Origin of the sequence: Delftia sp. 11MD (genome assembly GCF_050907895.1) — a bacterium.
GTDB lineage: Bacteria > Pseudomonadota > Gammaproteobacteria > Burkholderiales > Burkholderiaceae_C > Comamonas > Comamonas tsuruhatensis.
Genome location: NZ_CP194333.1, coordinates 2,045,536 through 2,059,913, shown reverse-complemented (window position 1 = coordinate 2,059,913; position 14,378 = coordinate 2,045,536). Strand labels below are relative to the sequence as shown.

Annotated in this window: 14 protein-coding genes; 6 read left to right on the top strand and 8 right to left on the bottom strand. The window is 67.2% G+C overall.

Features of this window, described 5'->3' with window-relative positions:
• Positions 1-27: 27 nt before the first annotated feature.
• The 3 genes from egtB to ACRSCF_RS09215 form a co-directional block, all read right to left on the bottom strand.
• On the bottom strand, positions 28-1,338 hold the full coding sequence (egtB, locus tag ACRSCF_RS09225; protein WP_034363602.1) for an ergothioneine biosynthesis protein EgtB: 1,311 nt from the start codon (positions 1,336-1,338) through the stop codon (positions 28-30).
• Positions 1,325-2,383, bottom strand: a complete 1,059-nt coding sequence (gene egtD, locus ACRSCF_RS09220; protein ID WP_034363599.1) for an L-histidine N(alpha)-methyltransferase — start codon at positions 2,381-2,383, stop codon at positions 1,325-1,327. The genes egtB and egtD overlap by 14 nt, the downstream gene beginning before the upstream one ends.
• A gap of 362 nt (positions 2,384-2,745) precedes the next feature.
• Positions 2,746-3,360, bottom strand: a complete 615-nt coding sequence (locus ACRSCF_RS09215) for an OmpW/AlkL family protein (RefSeq protein WP_016449200.1) — start codon at positions 3,358-3,360, stop codon at positions 2,746-2,748.
• 230 nt (positions 3,361-3,590) lie between these two features.
• Between ACRSCF_RS09215 and ACRSCF_RS09210 the strand changes: the two genes are divergently transcribed.
• The 5 genes from ACRSCF_RS09210 (at position 3,591) to ACRSCF_RS09190 (ending at position 10,264) form a co-directional block, all read left to right on the top strand.
• Entirely contained in the window at positions 3,591-4,106 is a 516-nt protein-coding gene (locus ACRSCF_RS09210) for a sigma-70 family RNA polymerase sigma factor (RefSeq protein WP_016449199.1), read from the top strand.
• Entirely contained in the window at positions 4,103-5,140 is a 1,038-nt protein-coding gene (locus ACRSCF_RS09205; protein ID WP_432675590.1) for a FecR family protein, read from the top strand. Before ACRSCF_RS09210 ends, ACRSCF_RS09205 begins: the two co-directional genes overlap by 4 nt.
• Positions 5,141-5,242: 102 nt before the next feature.
• Entirely contained in the window at positions 5,243-7,714 is a 2,472-nt protein-coding gene (locus ACRSCF_RS09200) for a TonB-dependent siderophore receptor (protein WP_244387938.1), read from the top strand.
• Between the two features lie 279 nt (positions 7,715-7,993).
• Entirely contained in the window at positions 7,994-9,526 is a 1,533-nt protein-coding gene (locus ACRSCF_RS09195; protein ID WP_244387937.1) for a hypothetical protein, read from the top strand.
• Between the two features lie 117 nt (positions 9,527-9,643).
• Complete coding sequence (locus tag ACRSCF_RS09190) at positions 9,644-10,264, top strand: glutathione S-transferase family protein (RefSeq protein WP_016449195.1); 621 nt, start codon at positions 9,644-9,646, stop codon at positions 10,262-10,264.
• A gap of 35 nt (positions 10,265-10,299) precedes the next feature.
• Here ACRSCF_RS09190 and ACRSCF_RS09185 read toward each other — a convergent pair whose 3' ends face one another.
• Entirely contained in the window at positions 10,300-10,635 is a 336-nt protein-coding gene (locus ACRSCF_RS09185) for a type II toxin-antitoxin system YafQ family toxin (RefSeq protein WP_034363593.1), read from the bottom strand.
• Positions 10,635-10,931 carry a type II toxin-antitoxin system RelB/DinJ family antitoxin gene (locus ACRSCF_RS09180; RefSeq protein WP_016449193.1) on the bottom strand — a complete coding sequence of 99 codons (297 nt, stop codon included), beginning with the start codon at positions 10,929-10,931 and terminating at the stop codon, positions 10,635-10,637. Before ACRSCF_RS09180 ends, ACRSCF_RS09185 begins: the two co-directional genes overlap by 1 nt.
• 262 nt (positions 10,932-11,193) lie before the next feature.
• Between ACRSCF_RS09180 and ACRSCF_RS09175 the strand changes: the two genes are divergently transcribed.
• On the top strand, positions 11,194-11,448 hold the full coding sequence (locus ACRSCF_RS09175) for a hypothetical protein (RefSeq protein ID WP_016451380.1): 255 nt from the start codon (positions 11,194-11,196) through the stop codon (positions 11,446-11,448).
• Positions 11,449-11,481: 33 nt separating this feature from the next.
• Here ACRSCF_RS09175 and ACRSCF_RS09170 read toward each other — a convergent pair whose 3' ends face one another.
• The 3 genes from ACRSCF_RS09170 to ACRSCF_RS09160 form a co-directional block, all read right to left on the bottom strand.
• Positions 11,482-12,288 (bottom strand): hypothetical protein, encoded by an 807-nt coding sequence (locus ACRSCF_RS09170; protein WP_034363589.1) that lies wholly within the window; start codon positions 12,286-12,288, stop codon positions 11,482-11,484.
• A gap of 32 nt (positions 12,289-12,320) precedes the next feature.
• Entirely contained in the window at positions 12,321-12,965 is a 645-nt protein-coding gene (locus ACRSCF_RS09165; protein ID WP_016451378.1) for a hypothetical protein, read from the bottom strand.
• 340 nt (positions 12,966-13,305) lie between these two features.
• Entirely contained in the window at positions 13,306-14,283 is a 978-nt protein-coding gene (locus ACRSCF_RS09160; protein ID WP_016449189.1) for a DUF808 domain-containing protein, read from the bottom strand.
• Between the last annotated feature and the right edge of the window lie 95 nt (positions 14,284-14,378).

Here is a 14,378-nt window from a genome sequence, read left to right as displayed (position 1 = left end):
ATGCATGGGGATGCGGCAGGGGCAGGCTCAAGCCGGATCCCGCGCCAGCCGCAGGCCGGTCATCTGCCAGCGCGCCTGCGTGGGAAAGAAATTGCGGTAGCTGGCGCGCGCATGGCCTGGCGGCGTGAGGCAGGAGCCGCCCCGCAGCACATACTGGTTGACCATGAACTTGCCGTTGTATTCACCCACGGCGCCCTCCGCGATCTGGAAGCCCGGGTAGGCGCCGTAGGCGGACTGGGTCCATTCCCAGACCTCGCCCAGCGCAAGGCTGCCGGGCTGCATGGCGCGCGGGTGCACGGGGCCGGGCGGCTCGTCGTGCTCGGGGCGCTGCGCCATGGGCGCGGCAAAGGCCGCCTCCCATTCCGCCTCGGTAGGCAAGCGCGCGCCGGCCCAGCGCGCATAGGCGTCGGCCTCGAAATACGAGATGTGGCAGACGGGGCGGCGCCCGTCCAGCGCCAGCGCGCCATGCAGGCTGAACTCCTGCCACGTGCCGTCCGATGCGCCATCCAACGCGCCGCCTGCATTGCGCCGCCAGTACCAGGGATGCTCCAGTTGCTGCGCGCAGCGCCAGTCCCAGCCTTCGGCCAGCCACCACTGCGGCTGGGCATAGCCGCCGTCCTCGACGAAGCGCAGGAACTCGGCATTGCTCACGGGCCGCTGCGCGATCTCGCAGCCTTGCACAAACACCTCGTGGCGCGGGCGCTCGTTGTCGAACGCAAAGCCCTCGCCGCCATGGCCCACGGCATGCATGCCACGCGGCACGGTCTGCCACTGCAGCGGGGCAGGCGTTCCATCTGCCGGCCCAGGCGCAGGCATGCCCTCTTCCTGCTCTCGATAGGCAGGCCACAGCGGGTGGCACGACAGCAGGTGCTTGATGTCGGTCAGCAGCAGTTCCTGGTGCTGCTGCTCATGCTGCAGGCCCAGCTCCAGCAGCGCGGCCAGACGCGCAGGCGGCTGCGTGCCCCAGTCCTCGAACATCTGCAGCATGCGCTGGTCCACCGCCTCGCGATAGGACAGTACCCGTGCCAGCGAGGGCCGGGTCAGCAGCCCGCGCTGGGCACGCGGATGCCGCGCACCCACCTGCTGGTAGTAGGAGTTGAACAGCACGCGGAAGTCGGGATCGAAGGGCGGCACGCCGGGCGCGTGCTCGGCCAGGACAAAGGTCTCGAAGAACCAGGTGGTATGCGCCAGATGCCATTTGGCAGGGCTGGCATCGGGCATGGACTGTACGCAGGCATCCTCGGCGGACAAGGGGGCGGCCAGCAGCACGGTGGTCTGGCGCACGGCCTCGTAGCGCTGCACCCAGCGGAAGACGGCGGGCATTTCACGCATGGGCATGGATCACGGCAAACCACTGGCGCTCATCGGTCCAGACCTGGCAGGCCCCGAAACCCGCACAGGCCAGCATGTCCAGGAAGTCGGGCAGCGGGTATTTGTAGCTGTTCTCGGTGTGTATGGTCTCGCCGGCCGCGAAGTGCCGCAGCCCCTGGGGCCAGCCCACGATCAGCGGGCGCCGCGCGCGCAGGTGCATTTCGATGCGCGAGTGCTCGGTGTTGAAGAAGGCCACATGTTCCCAGTCGCCCTCGTTGAAGTCGCTGCCCAGCAGGTGGTTCACATGGCTGAGCAGGTTGAGGTTGAAGCGCGCCGTCACGCCCTGGGCATCGTCATAGGCAGGCTCCAGCCACTGTATGGGTTTGGGCAGGTCTATGCCGATCAGCAGCCCACCGTCGTCGCTGAGCAGGGCCCGCATCTGGCCCAGCATGCGCTGGGCCTGTTCAGGGTCGAAGTTGCCTATGGACGAGCCCGGGTAGAACAGCAGCCGGCCGGCCTGCGGGATGTAGGGCGGCAGGGCCAGCGGCTCGGTGATGTCGGCCGTGACGGCATGGGCCTGCAGCTGCGGAAACTCCTCGGCCAGGCGCCGCACGGACTGGCGCAGGAAGGCGCCCGCAATGTCCACGCCCACGAAGTGCCGTGGACGCAGGCTGCGGCACAGGCCGCGCACCTTTTCGCAATTGCCGGCGCCCAGCTCGATCAGCACCTCGCTGCCGCGCAGGGCCTCGGCCATGGCCGGACCGGAGTCGGCCAGGATGGCAGCCTCGGTGCGCGTGGGGTAGTACTCGGGCAGCCGCGTGATCTGCTCGAACAGGTCGCAGCCGCGTGAGTCATAGAGAAACTTGGGCGAGACCCGGGCCTGCGGCTGCATCAGCCCGTGCTGCAATTCGGCCAGGGTTGCTCGCAGGGCGCTGTCTGCCAGTTCCGGCGCAGCCTCTCTCCTGCCACCTTCGGCCGGTGGGCGCGGAGCCGAAGGCAGGGGCAGGGGCACGCGCTGGGCGCGCGACGCCAATGGAGGGGAAGACACGGAATGATCGTGGGCATACAGCATGGTGGGGGCCTCGCGTTGTGCGCCGACCGCCTCAGCATGGTGAATGCCGCGCCCCCGCCTTGCAGCGGGGAGCGGTCGCCAAGGGGGCGGGCAGCCAGAATGAAGCCTGCAAACTGGCGTCCCGCCTCGCAAGGCGCGCGCCGACAGGCCGAGGCACCAGCCTAGGCGCCCGCCCCAGGCACGCGGGTAGGACAGTTTCCAGCGAGCGTGTCTTTTTCATGACCTGCAGATCTGGTGCGCTGCAGCATGCCGGACGAAAAAAATCCGGTATGCCGCGAACGGCATACCGGACCAAGTACCCATCCTTGCCTCACTACGCGCTGCCGGATGAAGCAGCGCGTGCCTCGCTCATGATCCGAAGATCAGAAGCGATAGCCCAGTCCCACGCCAACCAGCACGGGGTTCACCTTGAAGGTGCCCACCTTGGTGCCGCCAGCGCGCACGTCCGTCTCGATGAAGACCTTCTTCACGTCGAAATTCAGCGACCAGTTCTTGTCCAGCGCATAGTCGAAGCCGATCTGCAGCGCGCCGCCAAAACTGTTCTTCTTGATGGAGGGGTTCAGCGCGGCCTGCACGGCGGGATCGAAGTTCACGCTGGAAAAGCGCGTGAAGTTGACACCGGCGCCCACGTAGGGCTTGAACGCGCCGAAATTGGTGAAGTGGTATTGCGCCAGCAGCGTGGGCGGCAGGTGCTTGAGGCTGCCGATCTGACCCAGGCCGTTGGCACGCAGGTCATGCTTTTGCGGGTAGGTCAGCACCAGCTCGGCCGCGATGTTGGGCGTGAAGAAGTAGGACACGTCCAGCTCGGGCATCCACTTGTCATTGATCGACAGGCCCAGGCCCGTGCTGTCCTTGTTGACGCTGTCCAGGTGGACGGCGCGCACGCGCACCATCCAGGGGCCTTCGGCCTGCTGCGCAAAGGCGGCACCCGACGACAGGGCGCAAACGGCAGCAACGGCGAGCAGAGTTCTTTTCATGATGGAGAGTCTTGGAGTAGCCCGGGGCAAATCCCGTAGCTGTATTGCAGCAGGGGCAGGCAAGGCCGGTCTTGTCCTAGCTCAAATCCGAAGGTGGGCGCCGTCGCATGGCCGGATCGCGTTGGATGCATGCAACGCCATGCGCGGCAGGCCAGTTGCGGCCAGGCTGCAGCCATTGCTCAAATAGAATGCGAATCATTATCAAATCCGCTTTCCCAGGAACCCGCTCCATGGCCGCCGCGCCTTCGCACCCCGATATCGCCCTGCTCTACAGCGACCACCACGGCTGGCTGGTGGGCTGGCTCAGGCGCAGGCTGGGCAATCCCTGCGATGCGGCCGACCTGGCCCAGGACACCTTCATTCGCGTGCTGGGCAAGCCCCAGTCCCTGCATGGCGTGCGCGAGCCGCGCGCCTGGCTCACCACCATCGCCCACGGCCTGGTCGTGGACCACACACGCCGCGCCGCGCTGGAGCGCGCCTGCCTGGACGCCATCGCCAGCCTGCCCGAGCCGCTGGCGCCCTCGGCCGAGGAGCGCCATCTGCTGATCGAATCCCTGGTGCGCATGGACAACCTGCTGGCCGGCCTGCCGCCCAAGGCCCGCAGCGCCTTTCTGCTCTCCCGCCTGGAAGGCCTGAGCTACCCGGAAATCGCCCTGCAGCTGGGCGTGTGCCTGAGCTCCGTCGAGAAATACATGGCCACCGCCATACGCCACTGCCTTGCCCTGCGCAGGGAACTGACGGCGTGAGCACAGACCAGGCCCCCCAGGCGCTGGAACAGGCCATTGCCTGGGCCGTGCGGCTGGCCTCCGGCACGGCCACCGATGCCGACCGCGCCGCCTGCCAGGCATGGCGCAGCAGCCACGCCGCGCACGAACAGGCCTGGCAACAGGTCCAGGCTGTGGAGGCCCAGTTCGCCCTGCCCGCCGGCCAGGCGGGCCTGGCCCACGGCGTGCTGCGGTCCGCCGGCCCAGGGCCGGCGCGAGGCCGGCGCGCAAGCCTGCAGCGGCTGCTGTTCCTGGGCCCCGCGGCCCTGCTGCTGGGATCCATGGCTTGGCGCTGGGCTGCACCGCGCGAGCAGATCGCGCTGGAAACGGCCATCGGTGAGCGCCGCAGTACCCTGCTGGCCGACGGCAGCCGCCTGCACCTGGCACCGGACACGCTGGTGCAGGTGGATTTCACCTTGCTGCGCCGCGTGGTCCGCCTGGCACGCGGCGAGATCTTCATCGACACCGGCAGCGACCCGCGCTCCCTCGCAGGCCGACGCTCCTTCTGGGTGGAAACGCCGCTGGCCCGCTTCGAGGCCCTGGGCACCAGCTTCGGCGTGCGCCACGAAAAACACCCGGACACGGCCACGCGCCTGTACGTCACCGAGGGCCGCGTGGCCATCCATGTCAGAGCGCTGGGCGGCACTGCGCCAGGCCCCCTGGACGCCATCGTCGCCACCTCCGGCGAAACCCATGTGCTGCACGCCGGCCAGCACCGCCCTGTGCGCCTGCCCGACGAAGGCCTGGTGCCCGACGCATGGACCGACGGCGTACTGGTCGCCCGCCGCATGCGCCTGGACGCCTTCGTGACCGAGCTGTCACGCCAGACCGGCATGCCCATGGAATGCGCCGACGACGTGGCTGCCCTGCGTGTTTCAGGCGTATTCCAGCTGGACGGGCCGGATCCGGCGGGTCGTGCGCTGGCCGCCATTGCCCGCACGCTGCCTGTGCGTGTGGAGCGCGGACAAGGTGCAGCCAGCGGTGCCCGCAGCGCCATGCGCCTGGTCAAAGCCTGAGCCGGAATTTTTTCAGGCAGTCATTACGGGTTTCACACCGCCCGTTCGGCATAGGAGCAAAGACATCGCTTTTTCCTTTGCCGCTTCTCAAGGACTGCCTCCATGCCCAGCCTGCCCAGCACCCGCCGCGCCGCCCATCCACCCTCGTGCACACGCCCCACGGCGCTGGCTGCACAGGCCTTGATGCTGGGCCTGTTGATCACGCTGGGCCTGCCCATGACCGCCCTGGCCCAGAGCCCGAGCTCCGCCCCGGATGCCAGATCCATCCGGTTCGACCTGCCGGCCGGTGAACTGGAGACCAGCCTGCACAGCCTCGCGCGCCAGGCAGGCATCACCCTCTCGTTCGATCCAGCCCTGGTCCAGGGCCGACAGTCGGCGGCGCTGAGCGGTACGCGCGGCGTGCACGAAGGGCTTGCCGCCCTGCTCGCCCCGCACCAGCTGCAGGCCACGCGCACGGCCGAAGGCGGCTGGGCCGTGCACCGTGCGCGGCCCGGGGCCGCGGCCGAGCATGCGCTGCCCACCGTGAACGTGCTGGCCGATGCCGAGCATGAAAGCGCCTGGGGCGCCGTGCCCGGCTACGGGCCGCGCCGCAGCGCCTCGGCCATGAAGATGGATGTGCCGCTGCTGGAGACGCCGCAGCAGGTCAGCATCATCGGCGAGGCCCAGATCCGCGACCAGGCCATCTCCAGCGTGGCCGAAGCCGTGCGCTACAGCGCGGGCGTGCGTCCCATGGACTACGGCATCACCGATGACGACGTGGCCGTGCGCGGTTTCTATCTGACCGGCACGGGCCTGTACCGGGACGGCATGCGCATGGTCCACAACGGCTTCATGACCAACCTGGAGCCGTATGGACTGGAGCGGCTGGAAGTCGTGCACGGCCCGGCCTCGGTGCTGTACGGCCAGTCCGCGCCCGGCGGCCTGATCAATGCCGTCACCAAGCGCCCGCGCGCCGGCATGCAGCGCGAAGTGGGCGTGGAATTCGGCAGCCACGACCGGCGCCAGCTCACGGCCGACATCGGTGGCGCCATCAATGAACAGGGCACGGCGCTGGCACGGCTGACCGTGCTCAAGCGCGAATCGGGCACGCAGTGGAACGGCCTGCGCGCCGACCGCAGCTACATCGCCCCCTCCTTCACACTGCTGGGCGAGCGCACCAGCCTCACCGTGCTGGCGCAGTACCAGGAGGACGAAACCGGCTTCGTCATCCCCTACTACCGCCAGACGCCTGCGGGCTGGTCGGCCACGGACATCAACGTCAGCGGACCGGGATCTGGCCACCACAAGCGCAACGCCAGCGTGGGCTGGCTGCTGGAGCACCGGCTGAACGACCAGCTCACGCTGCGCAACAACCTGCGCTACCTGGACGGCCGCAACGACCGGCGCGAGATGCGCAACCGGGGCCTGACGGCCGACCAGCGCGGCATGGCACGCCTGGCCATGGTGCGGCCCGACGCCGAACAGACCTGGGTCATGGACACGCAGATCGAAGGCCGCCACCGGACGGGTGCCGTCTCGCACCAGTGGGCCGTGGGCTTCGACTACTACCGCTCCAGGCTCGACTGGCGCATCTACTCGCTCAACGGCGCCGTGGCGCCGCTGGACCTGGTCAACCCCATCCACATCGCGCCGAACTGGAATGACAACTACCTCAGCGACCGCGCGCTGGCCCGCACGCACCAGGCGGGCCTGTACGTGCAGGACCAGATCAAGTTCGGCGAGCGCTGGGTGCTCAGCGCCGGCCTGCGCCGCGACAGCGCACGCATAGACACCGACTACGACGCGCGCGCCGCAGCCAACGCGCCCTTCGCCATCACCACCGTGCGCCGCACCGACAGCGCCGTCACCGGACGACTGGGCCTGATCTACCTGGCGCCCAGCGGCCTGGCTCCCTATGTGTCCTTCAACAACTCCTTCCAGCCGCCGCTGACCACGGTCACGGCCACCGACGCCAACGGCAGGCCCTACGAGCCCGAGACCGCGCGCCAGTTCGAGGCCGGCCTGCGCTACGCGCCGCCGTCGGCCGGCTACACGCTCAGCGCCGCCGTGTTCGACCTGCGCAAGCGCAATGTGCGCACGCCATCCACACTCAACCCGCGCTTCGACGTGCAGACCGGCGAAGTGCGCAACCGGGGGCTGGAACTGCAGGCCCAGGGCGAGATCGGCGGCGGCTTCTCGGCCATTGCGGCCTATACCTACCTCGACTCCAGGGTCACGCGCAGCAACAACGCCATCGAGATCGGCGCGCGCCCCGGCGCCACGCCGCGCCATGCCGCATCGCTGTGGGGCAAGTACCAGCGCGGCGCCCTGGAGCTGGGCCTGGGCCTGCGCCACATCAGCGCCACGCCTGGCGAGCTGCCCATGGACGGCGTGAAGACCCCCATGAACGACGCCTACACGCTGTGGGACGCCATGGCCGCCTACACCACCGGCCCGTGGCGCTTCTCGGTCAACCTCAGCAACCTCACCGACAGGCAGTACCGCACGCAATGCAACACCTTCCGTGGCGGCGCGCAATTTTGCGCGCTGGGCTTCGGGCGCGAGGTGCGTGTGGCTGCGGCCTATCGGTTCTGAGTGCCTCCATTGCTGCCCGCCAGGGCGGGACCAATGCAGGCCCCGCTCTTGGAACAACGCCTGGCGGACAGCAACAGACAGCCCACTCGGCATGCATCTGCAGCACGCTCGGTGCAGCCTGCATCCAGCACAGCGCATCGCGGACCTGCTCGTCTGGATCGGATGGCGTTGCACCGCCGCAGCTGCATTGGTTCAGCCGCGCACCACGCCATCGACTTGACATTTCGCCCAGTCCACACCGCGCTCTGCTGGCGACAATCAGGTTTTTGAAAGGCGCGCATGCACTACGGCAAATCCCAGGCCATTGGAGACAAGAGCATCTTCATCATCGACACCGCCATGAGCGTGGTCGATGGCCGGCTCTACTACGAGTACTGCAACAAGGGGGACAGCACAACGTCCTTTCTGCGCGCCGTTGATGTGGCCACCGGCAACGTGCTCTGGGACCACCGCATGCGCGAGAGCGAGGGCATGTCGTGGTTCGTGGACGAGCGGCATCTGATGCTCTGCGACCAGGTGCTTGATGCCCGCACCGGCGAATGCCTGTTCGACTTCCATGCCGTGCCGGGCATGCAGGCCAGGCATTGGCCCGTTCCCGTGGAGCTGGACGCGCATCGCTGGCTCGTCGCGATGGAGGAGAGCAGTCCCGAGGGCCGCTATCTGCTGCTGGACCGTCGCACCTGGCAGGGCAGCACGCTGGCGCTGGGCCTGCAGGGTGCGTTTGTGCTGGAGGGGGCGGTCTACGGCTGGATCGTCCACCCTGAGCGCTCGGAGCTGCGGCGCTGGCATGAAACAGACGGGCACACCGAGCATGTGCTGTGGGTGGACAGTGCCCGCGACCTGTACTCGCCCGCCATTGCAGGCGCGTGGGCCGTGTTCGGCCCCGGCAGCAGAGACCACGTGGACATCGATGCACCCTGGCTTCGCATCCATCCTTGCAGCGGCGAAGTCCTGGCCATCACACCTCCTGTTCAACCTGACGATGAGCGCCGGCATGTGCATGCCCAGCGGGCAGCGCATCGTGACGGCGTGGTCTATTTCTGCTTTGCACGCCAGGGCATGTATGGCTATGACATTCGCAGCAACCGTTTCGGACCGTGCCTGTCGCCTACCCATGTCAGCGCGCCGCAATGCCATGCCGGCGTCCTCTATGGAATACAGGACAGGCACGAGGACGGCATGGAGCGGACCTATCTTGTCGCCGTGGACCCAGACACCGGCGCCCCGCTTTGGGAAACCCCGTGCAGCAGCCGCAACTACAGGCATCTGAGCGTGAGCGAATGCGGTGTCTTTCTGGGCATTGCGGGCGGCAAAATCCAGCACCTTCCGCCAGCGGGCCGCAGGCGCAGCACCCCAACGGCAGAGCCTGCCAAACGCGCCAAACGCGCCGAAAGCGCCAAAAGCGCCAAGGCCGCCACCCGGCCAGTACGCACCGTGCCGCCCGAGTCTCCCTATGCACACATGCTGGACGACATGCCCACGCTGCTCGATGCCCTGCAGGCGCGCGCCTGCGCGCAGAGCCCGGATAGCACCCTCACGGCCGTGGCCGTCTCCAAGCCCTGGGCCATGGTGGCCTGCATCGAATATGGCGAGGACCCCGACTTCCCCCATCTGCGCCTGCTGGATCTGCAGACCGATGCCTGGATCGCGCTCGACTGCAACGACCTGATCGACGCCCCCATGATTGAAGGCATCACGTTCGTGGATGGCCAGGACGGGAAGCTGGACCTGCTACTGCATGACGGCGGCCGCCACACCATCCACATTGACCTGCCCGCACGCACCGTGCGCTGGAATGCCGAGCAGGCATAGGACAAGACAACGATGCCGCTTGCACGACCGTGCAATCCGCACTAAGTTGGGGGGCCGGTCCGGCCATCGGCGCCGACGGCAGAATCTGCCCGTATCCCACCCCTACCCGTCTCTTTCATGACCACCCTCAAGCTCTACTACGCTCCCGGCACCTGCGCCCTGGCCGCCCGCATCGCCCTGATCGAGGCCAATGCGCCCCATGAAGTCGTCAAGCTCGATTTCTCCAAGGGCGAGCAGCGCAGCCCCGAATACCTGGCCATCAATCCCAAGGGCCGCGTGCCCGCCCTGGTGACCGAGCGCGGCGTGCTCACCGAAACGCCGGCCCTGCTCGCCTATATTGCCCGGCGCTTTCCCGAAGCACGGCTTGCCCCGCTGGACGATGCCTATGCCTTCGCCCACATGCAGGAGTTCCACGGCTACCTGTCCTCCACCGTGCACGTGGCCCACGCCCACGGCCGGCGCGCAGGCCGCTGGGCCGATGACGAGGCGGCCATTGCCTCCATGCAGCGCAAGGTGGCAGCCAACATGGCCGAATGCTTTGGCGTGATAGAGCGCCACTACCTGGGCGACGCGCCCTGGGTGCTGGGCTCCGACTATTCCGTGGCCGACGCCTATCTGTTCACCATTGCCGGCTGGCTGGAGGGCGACGGCGTGGACATCGCCGGCTTCCCCAAGGTGCAGGCGCACTTCAAGCGCATGGGCGAGCGCGCTGCCGTGCGCGGGGCGCTGGGGAGCTGAGGGGGGAGGCTGCCCGCGGCCTGCGATGGCCGCGCTCAGCCAAACAGATCGCTGTGGGTTCCAAGGCGCTTGAAGATGACGATCTCCATGTCCTTGGCTTCGGTATGCGGATCAATGCGATAGATCAGCAGGAAGTCCCCTCCCAGATGGATATCCCGATCGCCCGCGTCCCATTCATCGTCGGCGATCAAGGCGTGATCGCTCCACTGCGCCGCCAGCACCTGCTGCGCCGTGTGGGCAATGAGCAGGCCGCCGACCTGGTTCACCAGTGTCATGTCGTAACGGCCTGATGCCGCCATGCGCTGGTAGTCCTTCCTGAAGGTCTTGGTGTACGCGATGGTGCGCAGCCTGTAGCCCTTCTTGCCGGCCATCAGGCTTCATCCTTTTCCATGGCCTGCAGCATGGCTTCAACAGAGGCATGTCCAGGTTCACCGCCTCTGGCGATTTCTCTCGCCTCCAAAGTGGCCTGCCGGTTTGTCTCTCTACGCAGCCGCATCGCCTGCACCTGCTCCGCAGTCAGCCGCAGGTCAAAGGGAATCCCGTTGTGCAGCACAACGCCCTGCAGAAACATGCGCACGGCGGCGTTCACATCCATGCCCAGCGTAGAAAGTATGTCGGCAGCGCTGTCGTAGATCTTGTCATCTACGGTAGTACGGATGATGGTCATTTTTTGCTCCTTTGAGGTCACTTGCCGACATATTCTAGGCAATCTCAAATCAACTGTTGCTGCAACCTTCCACACGCATTCACTTGCAAAAACAAAAAACCAGACAGCCATTCGTAAATTTCCCTTGGCAGTCCACCAAGCCCCGGGCCTCTACCGCCGCCCCCAAGCCTTGCCTAAAGTCGCCAGGACAGGCAGGGGCGTTGCGCAAGGCGGCGCCTTTTCGCCATTCCAGAAACGACGGATTCAGACGACAGGGTGGAGCATGCAAAGACAAGCCAGGGTGATTGCCATCAACAACCAGACAGGGCTCATCGGTCTGCAGCCGGAGGGAGAGGACAGCTGCGTGCTGGCGCAGCAGCTCGATACCCGCCCCGTGAATACGGGCCAGATGCTGTCAGGGGAGATGGACAGCGTGGGCATGGAGACGTTTGTGAACGCGCAGACGCAGGACCGCATCGAGGTCTTTGTCGAGGCCTACGGGCTGTCTGCGGAGGCCGTGGAGCTGGCGATGCGCTGAGTGGGCCGGCCAGCGAAGGTGCGGGTGCCGGTCTCAAGGCCGCGCCCACTGCGCCAGCGTGTGCCGCGCCAGCGCCTCGACATCCAGCGGAGACCGGGGGTCCACCGCCAGCTCTCCCAGCATCACCATGGCCTCGGGAATCTGGTTGCGCTCGCGCAGCAGCAGGGCCTTGTTCAGCAGCAGAAAGCCGCGGGTCTGGGCATCGGGGCCGGCCTTCAGGCCGCTGTCCAGCAGGGCAAGGCATTGGTCGGGGTCGTCCTCCATCAGGGCGGCTGTCTTCCAGGCGGGGGCGAAGCCAGGGGTTTCGCGGGTCATGGCCAGGGCGGCCTGGCGCACCTTGCTCCTGTCGGTCTCCCACTCCAGGGCGAGGTAGCGCAGATAGGTGCCTTGCGGGAGCTTGCCATCGCGCTCCATGCGCAGGCTGTGCACGGCCGTCTTGGCCGTGAAGAAACCCCTGGGAGCCATTGCATCCACGCGCCGGTAGTGGCGATAGGCCGCATCGAAGTCCTTTTGCCGCAGGTAGGTGAATGCGGCGTCGTAGACGGGATAAGGCCAGTCCGGCGCCAGCTTCGAGGCGGTCTCGAAATGCGCCAGCGCAGCCCGGTTGTCACCGCGCTGCCCTGCGGCGCGGCCCAGGGCATGGGCATCGCGCGCCGCCTGGCTGACGGGTGTGGCGCGGGGCAGTTCCCAGCTGAAACGGCCATCGGCCTTGTCCAGGTCGCTGCGCTTGAGCACGCGGCCGGCACTGTCCTTGAAGACGATGTCGTCGGCTGCCATGGCGGGCGCTGGCGCCAGCAGCTGCAGTGCAAGGGCCATGGCGGCAAGCAAGGGGAGCTTCATGGTGTGCTGAGCTTGGTTCGGGAAAGCCGATATTAGGGCGCAGAAGCAGACGCAGACGCAGACGCAGGAGCGGAGCCGGCAGAAGGGGATTCACCTGCAGGCCTGCCAGTTGAGGGGGCCGTGGCGGCGGCACGCCTTCCCCTGCCCCTGGCGCGCGGGCGGGCAAGGTGATTCATTTGCCATTCCAGCGATTCGGTATCGAAGTCGAAGGCATCCAGCAGGGCAATGGCTTTCCTGGCCTCCCTGAAGTCCACTTCCGTGACGGGCGGACTGTGCCGCAGCGACAGATCGTGCTTGAGCAGCCATTGCTGCAGATCGGCCAGCGCGACGATGGAGATGCCCTGGTTGATGAGCTGTGACGCGGTGACTTGCGCCAGCATGGCCGGCGTCAGTTGCCTGCAGGAGCGCAGGCCCAGGACCTGCCTGAGTTTGGCCACCAGGGGAGTGCGCAGCTCGAACTGGGGCAGGCTCTCGAAATGGGCCAGGGATTCGAGGTACAGGTCCGGCTCCGCATGTATGGCGTCCAGGTCGTTGGGCAGATTCAGCAGTTCGCAGATGCGATTGAGGGCGGTGCGTGCGCGTTCGGTGCCGAGTTTCTCGGCCTTGCCCGCTTGCGCGACCGAGCAGCCGGCGATGACGGAGCGCAGCACATTGGCCTTGGTGAGATTGGAAATCATGGAATCCCCCTGATGAAAATCCAGGGACCCGCGCGGAATCAGCTTCAGCCGCCCGGTCCCGACAATGGCTCTGGCGCGGCGATGGGCCGTTCACGGAACCTCGGAGGCCGGCAGGCGCAAGTGCATTGCGCCGCCGCCAAGGGACAGGAGGACGCCAGGCCTTGCAGAGTTCCAGGGGAAATGCACGTGCTTGCGCCCACAGTCAAATGCAATGCGCTGAGGTGCAAATTCCATGCAAATTCCATGCAGATTCCATGCAGATTCCATCGAAAAGGGGGCCTGACGGCCCCCCTGGTGTGCTCTGCCGGCTGCAGCCCCGGCAGGCCTTGCTTGCGGCGACTCAGCGGCGGCGCAGGCGCTTGATGCCTTCGACAGCCGCCAGCACGATGGCGCCGGCCACGATGCCGGCCACCGCGTTGAGCACATTCACCGCCAGCACGCGCCACAGGCCGCCCAGCGCGCCCTGGGCCACGGCATCGCCCAGGCCCTCCACGGCGTGGTGCAGCGCAGGCACGCCGTGTACGAGGATGCCGCCACCCACCAGGAACATGGCGGCCGTGCCCGCAACGGACAGCCCCTTCATGAGCCAGGGCGCGGCGGCGACGATGCCCCGGCCCAGCGCGCGGGCCGCGGCGCTGGCACGCTGGCCCAGCCACAGTCCCAGGTCATCGAGCTTGACGATGCCGGCCACCAGGCCATAGACGCCCAAGGTCATGATGAGGGCAATGCCCGCCAGCACGGCGACCTGCTGCCCGAACGGCGCCGAGGCCACGGTGCCCAGGGTAATGGCGATGATCTCGGCCGAGAGGATGAAGTCGGTGCGCACGGCGCCCTTGATCTTGTCCTTTTCCATGGCGACGAGATCGACGCTCGCATCGGCATTGGCCTGGGTGAGGCGCTCGCGCTCCACGGCATCTTCCTCGGGCGAATGCAGGAATTTGTGGGCCAGCTTCTCGCAACCCTCAAAGCACAGAAAGGCGCCGCCGACCATGAGCAGCGGCGTGACAGCCCAGGGAATGAAGGCGCTGATGAGCAGCGCCGTCGGCACGAGGATGACCTTGTTGACCAGCGAGCCCTTGGCCACGGCCCAGACCACGGGAATCTCGCGCTCGGCGCGCACGCCCGTGACCTGCTGGGCGTTGAGGGCCAGGTCATCGCCCAGCACGCCGGCCGTCTTCTGCGCAGCCACCTTGGTCATGACGGACACATCGTCGGCCATGGCCACGCTCTTGCGGGCCGCGACCTTGGTCATGAGGGCCACGTCGTCAAGGATCGCTGCAATATCGTCAAGCAGCATCAGCAAACCAGCACCAGCCATCGCGTTTCTCCAGTGAATTGTTGGGGGGCCTTGCGGCCTGGGCGCCATCATGGGGCACGGGCATGTCCTGCCCGTGTAGGAGAGGCCCGGCGGCC

Bases quoted from the DNA above. Each gene is read 5' to 3' on its own strand.
- ACRSCF_RS09180 (WP_016449193.1), bottom strand. From the start codon at position 10,931: ATGACCATCATCCGTACTACCGTAGATGACAAGATCTACGACAGCGCT.
- ACRSCF_RS09215 (WP_016449200.1), bottom strand. From the start codon at position 3,360: ATGAAAAGAACTCTGCTCGCCGTTGCTGCCGTTTGCGCCCTGTCGTCG.
- ACRSCF_RS09160 (WP_016449189.1), bottom strand. From the start codon at position 14,283: ATGGCTGGTGCTGGTTTGCTGATGCTGCTTGACGATATTGCAGCGATC.
- egtD (WP_034363599.1), bottom strand. From the start codon at position 2,383: ATGCTGTATGCCCACGATCATTCCGTGTCTTCCCCTCCATTGGCGTCG.
- ACRSCF_RS09175 (WP_016451380.1), top strand. From the start codon at position 11,194: ATGCAAAGACAAGCCAGGGTGATTGCCATCAACAACCAGACAGGGCTC.
- ACRSCF_RS09195 (WP_244387937.1), top strand. From the start codon at position 7,994: ATGCACTACGGCAAATCCCAGGCCATTGGAGACAAGAGCATCTTCATC.
- ACRSCF_RS09190 (WP_016449195.1), top strand. From the start codon at position 9,644: ATGACCACCCTCAAGCTCTACTACGCTCCCGGCACCTGCGCCCTGGCC.
- ACRSCF_RS09200 (WP_244387938.1), top strand. From the start codon at position 5,243: ATGCCCAGCCTGCCCAGCACCCGCCGCGCCGCCCATCCACCCTCGTGC.
- ACRSCF_RS09185 (WP_034363593.1), bottom strand. From the start codon at position 10,635: ATGGCCGGCAAGAAGGGCTACAGGCTGCGCACCATCGCGTACACCAAG.
- ACRSCF_RS09165 (WP_016451378.1), bottom strand. From the start codon at position 12,965: ATGATTTCCAATCTCACCAAGGCCAATGTGCTGCGCTCCGTCATCGCC.
- ACRSCF_RS09170 (WP_034363589.1), bottom strand. From the start codon at position 12,288: ATGAAGCTCCCCTTGCTTGCCGCCATGGCCCTTGCACTGCAGCTGCTG.
- ACRSCF_RS09210 (WP_016449199.1), top strand. From the start codon at position 3,591: ATGGCCGCCGCGCCTTCGCACCCCGATATCGCCCTGCTCTACAGCGAC.
- egtB (WP_034363602.1), bottom strand. From the start codon at position 1,338: ATGCCCATGCGTGAAATGCCCGCCGTCTTCCGCTGGGTGCAGCGCTAC.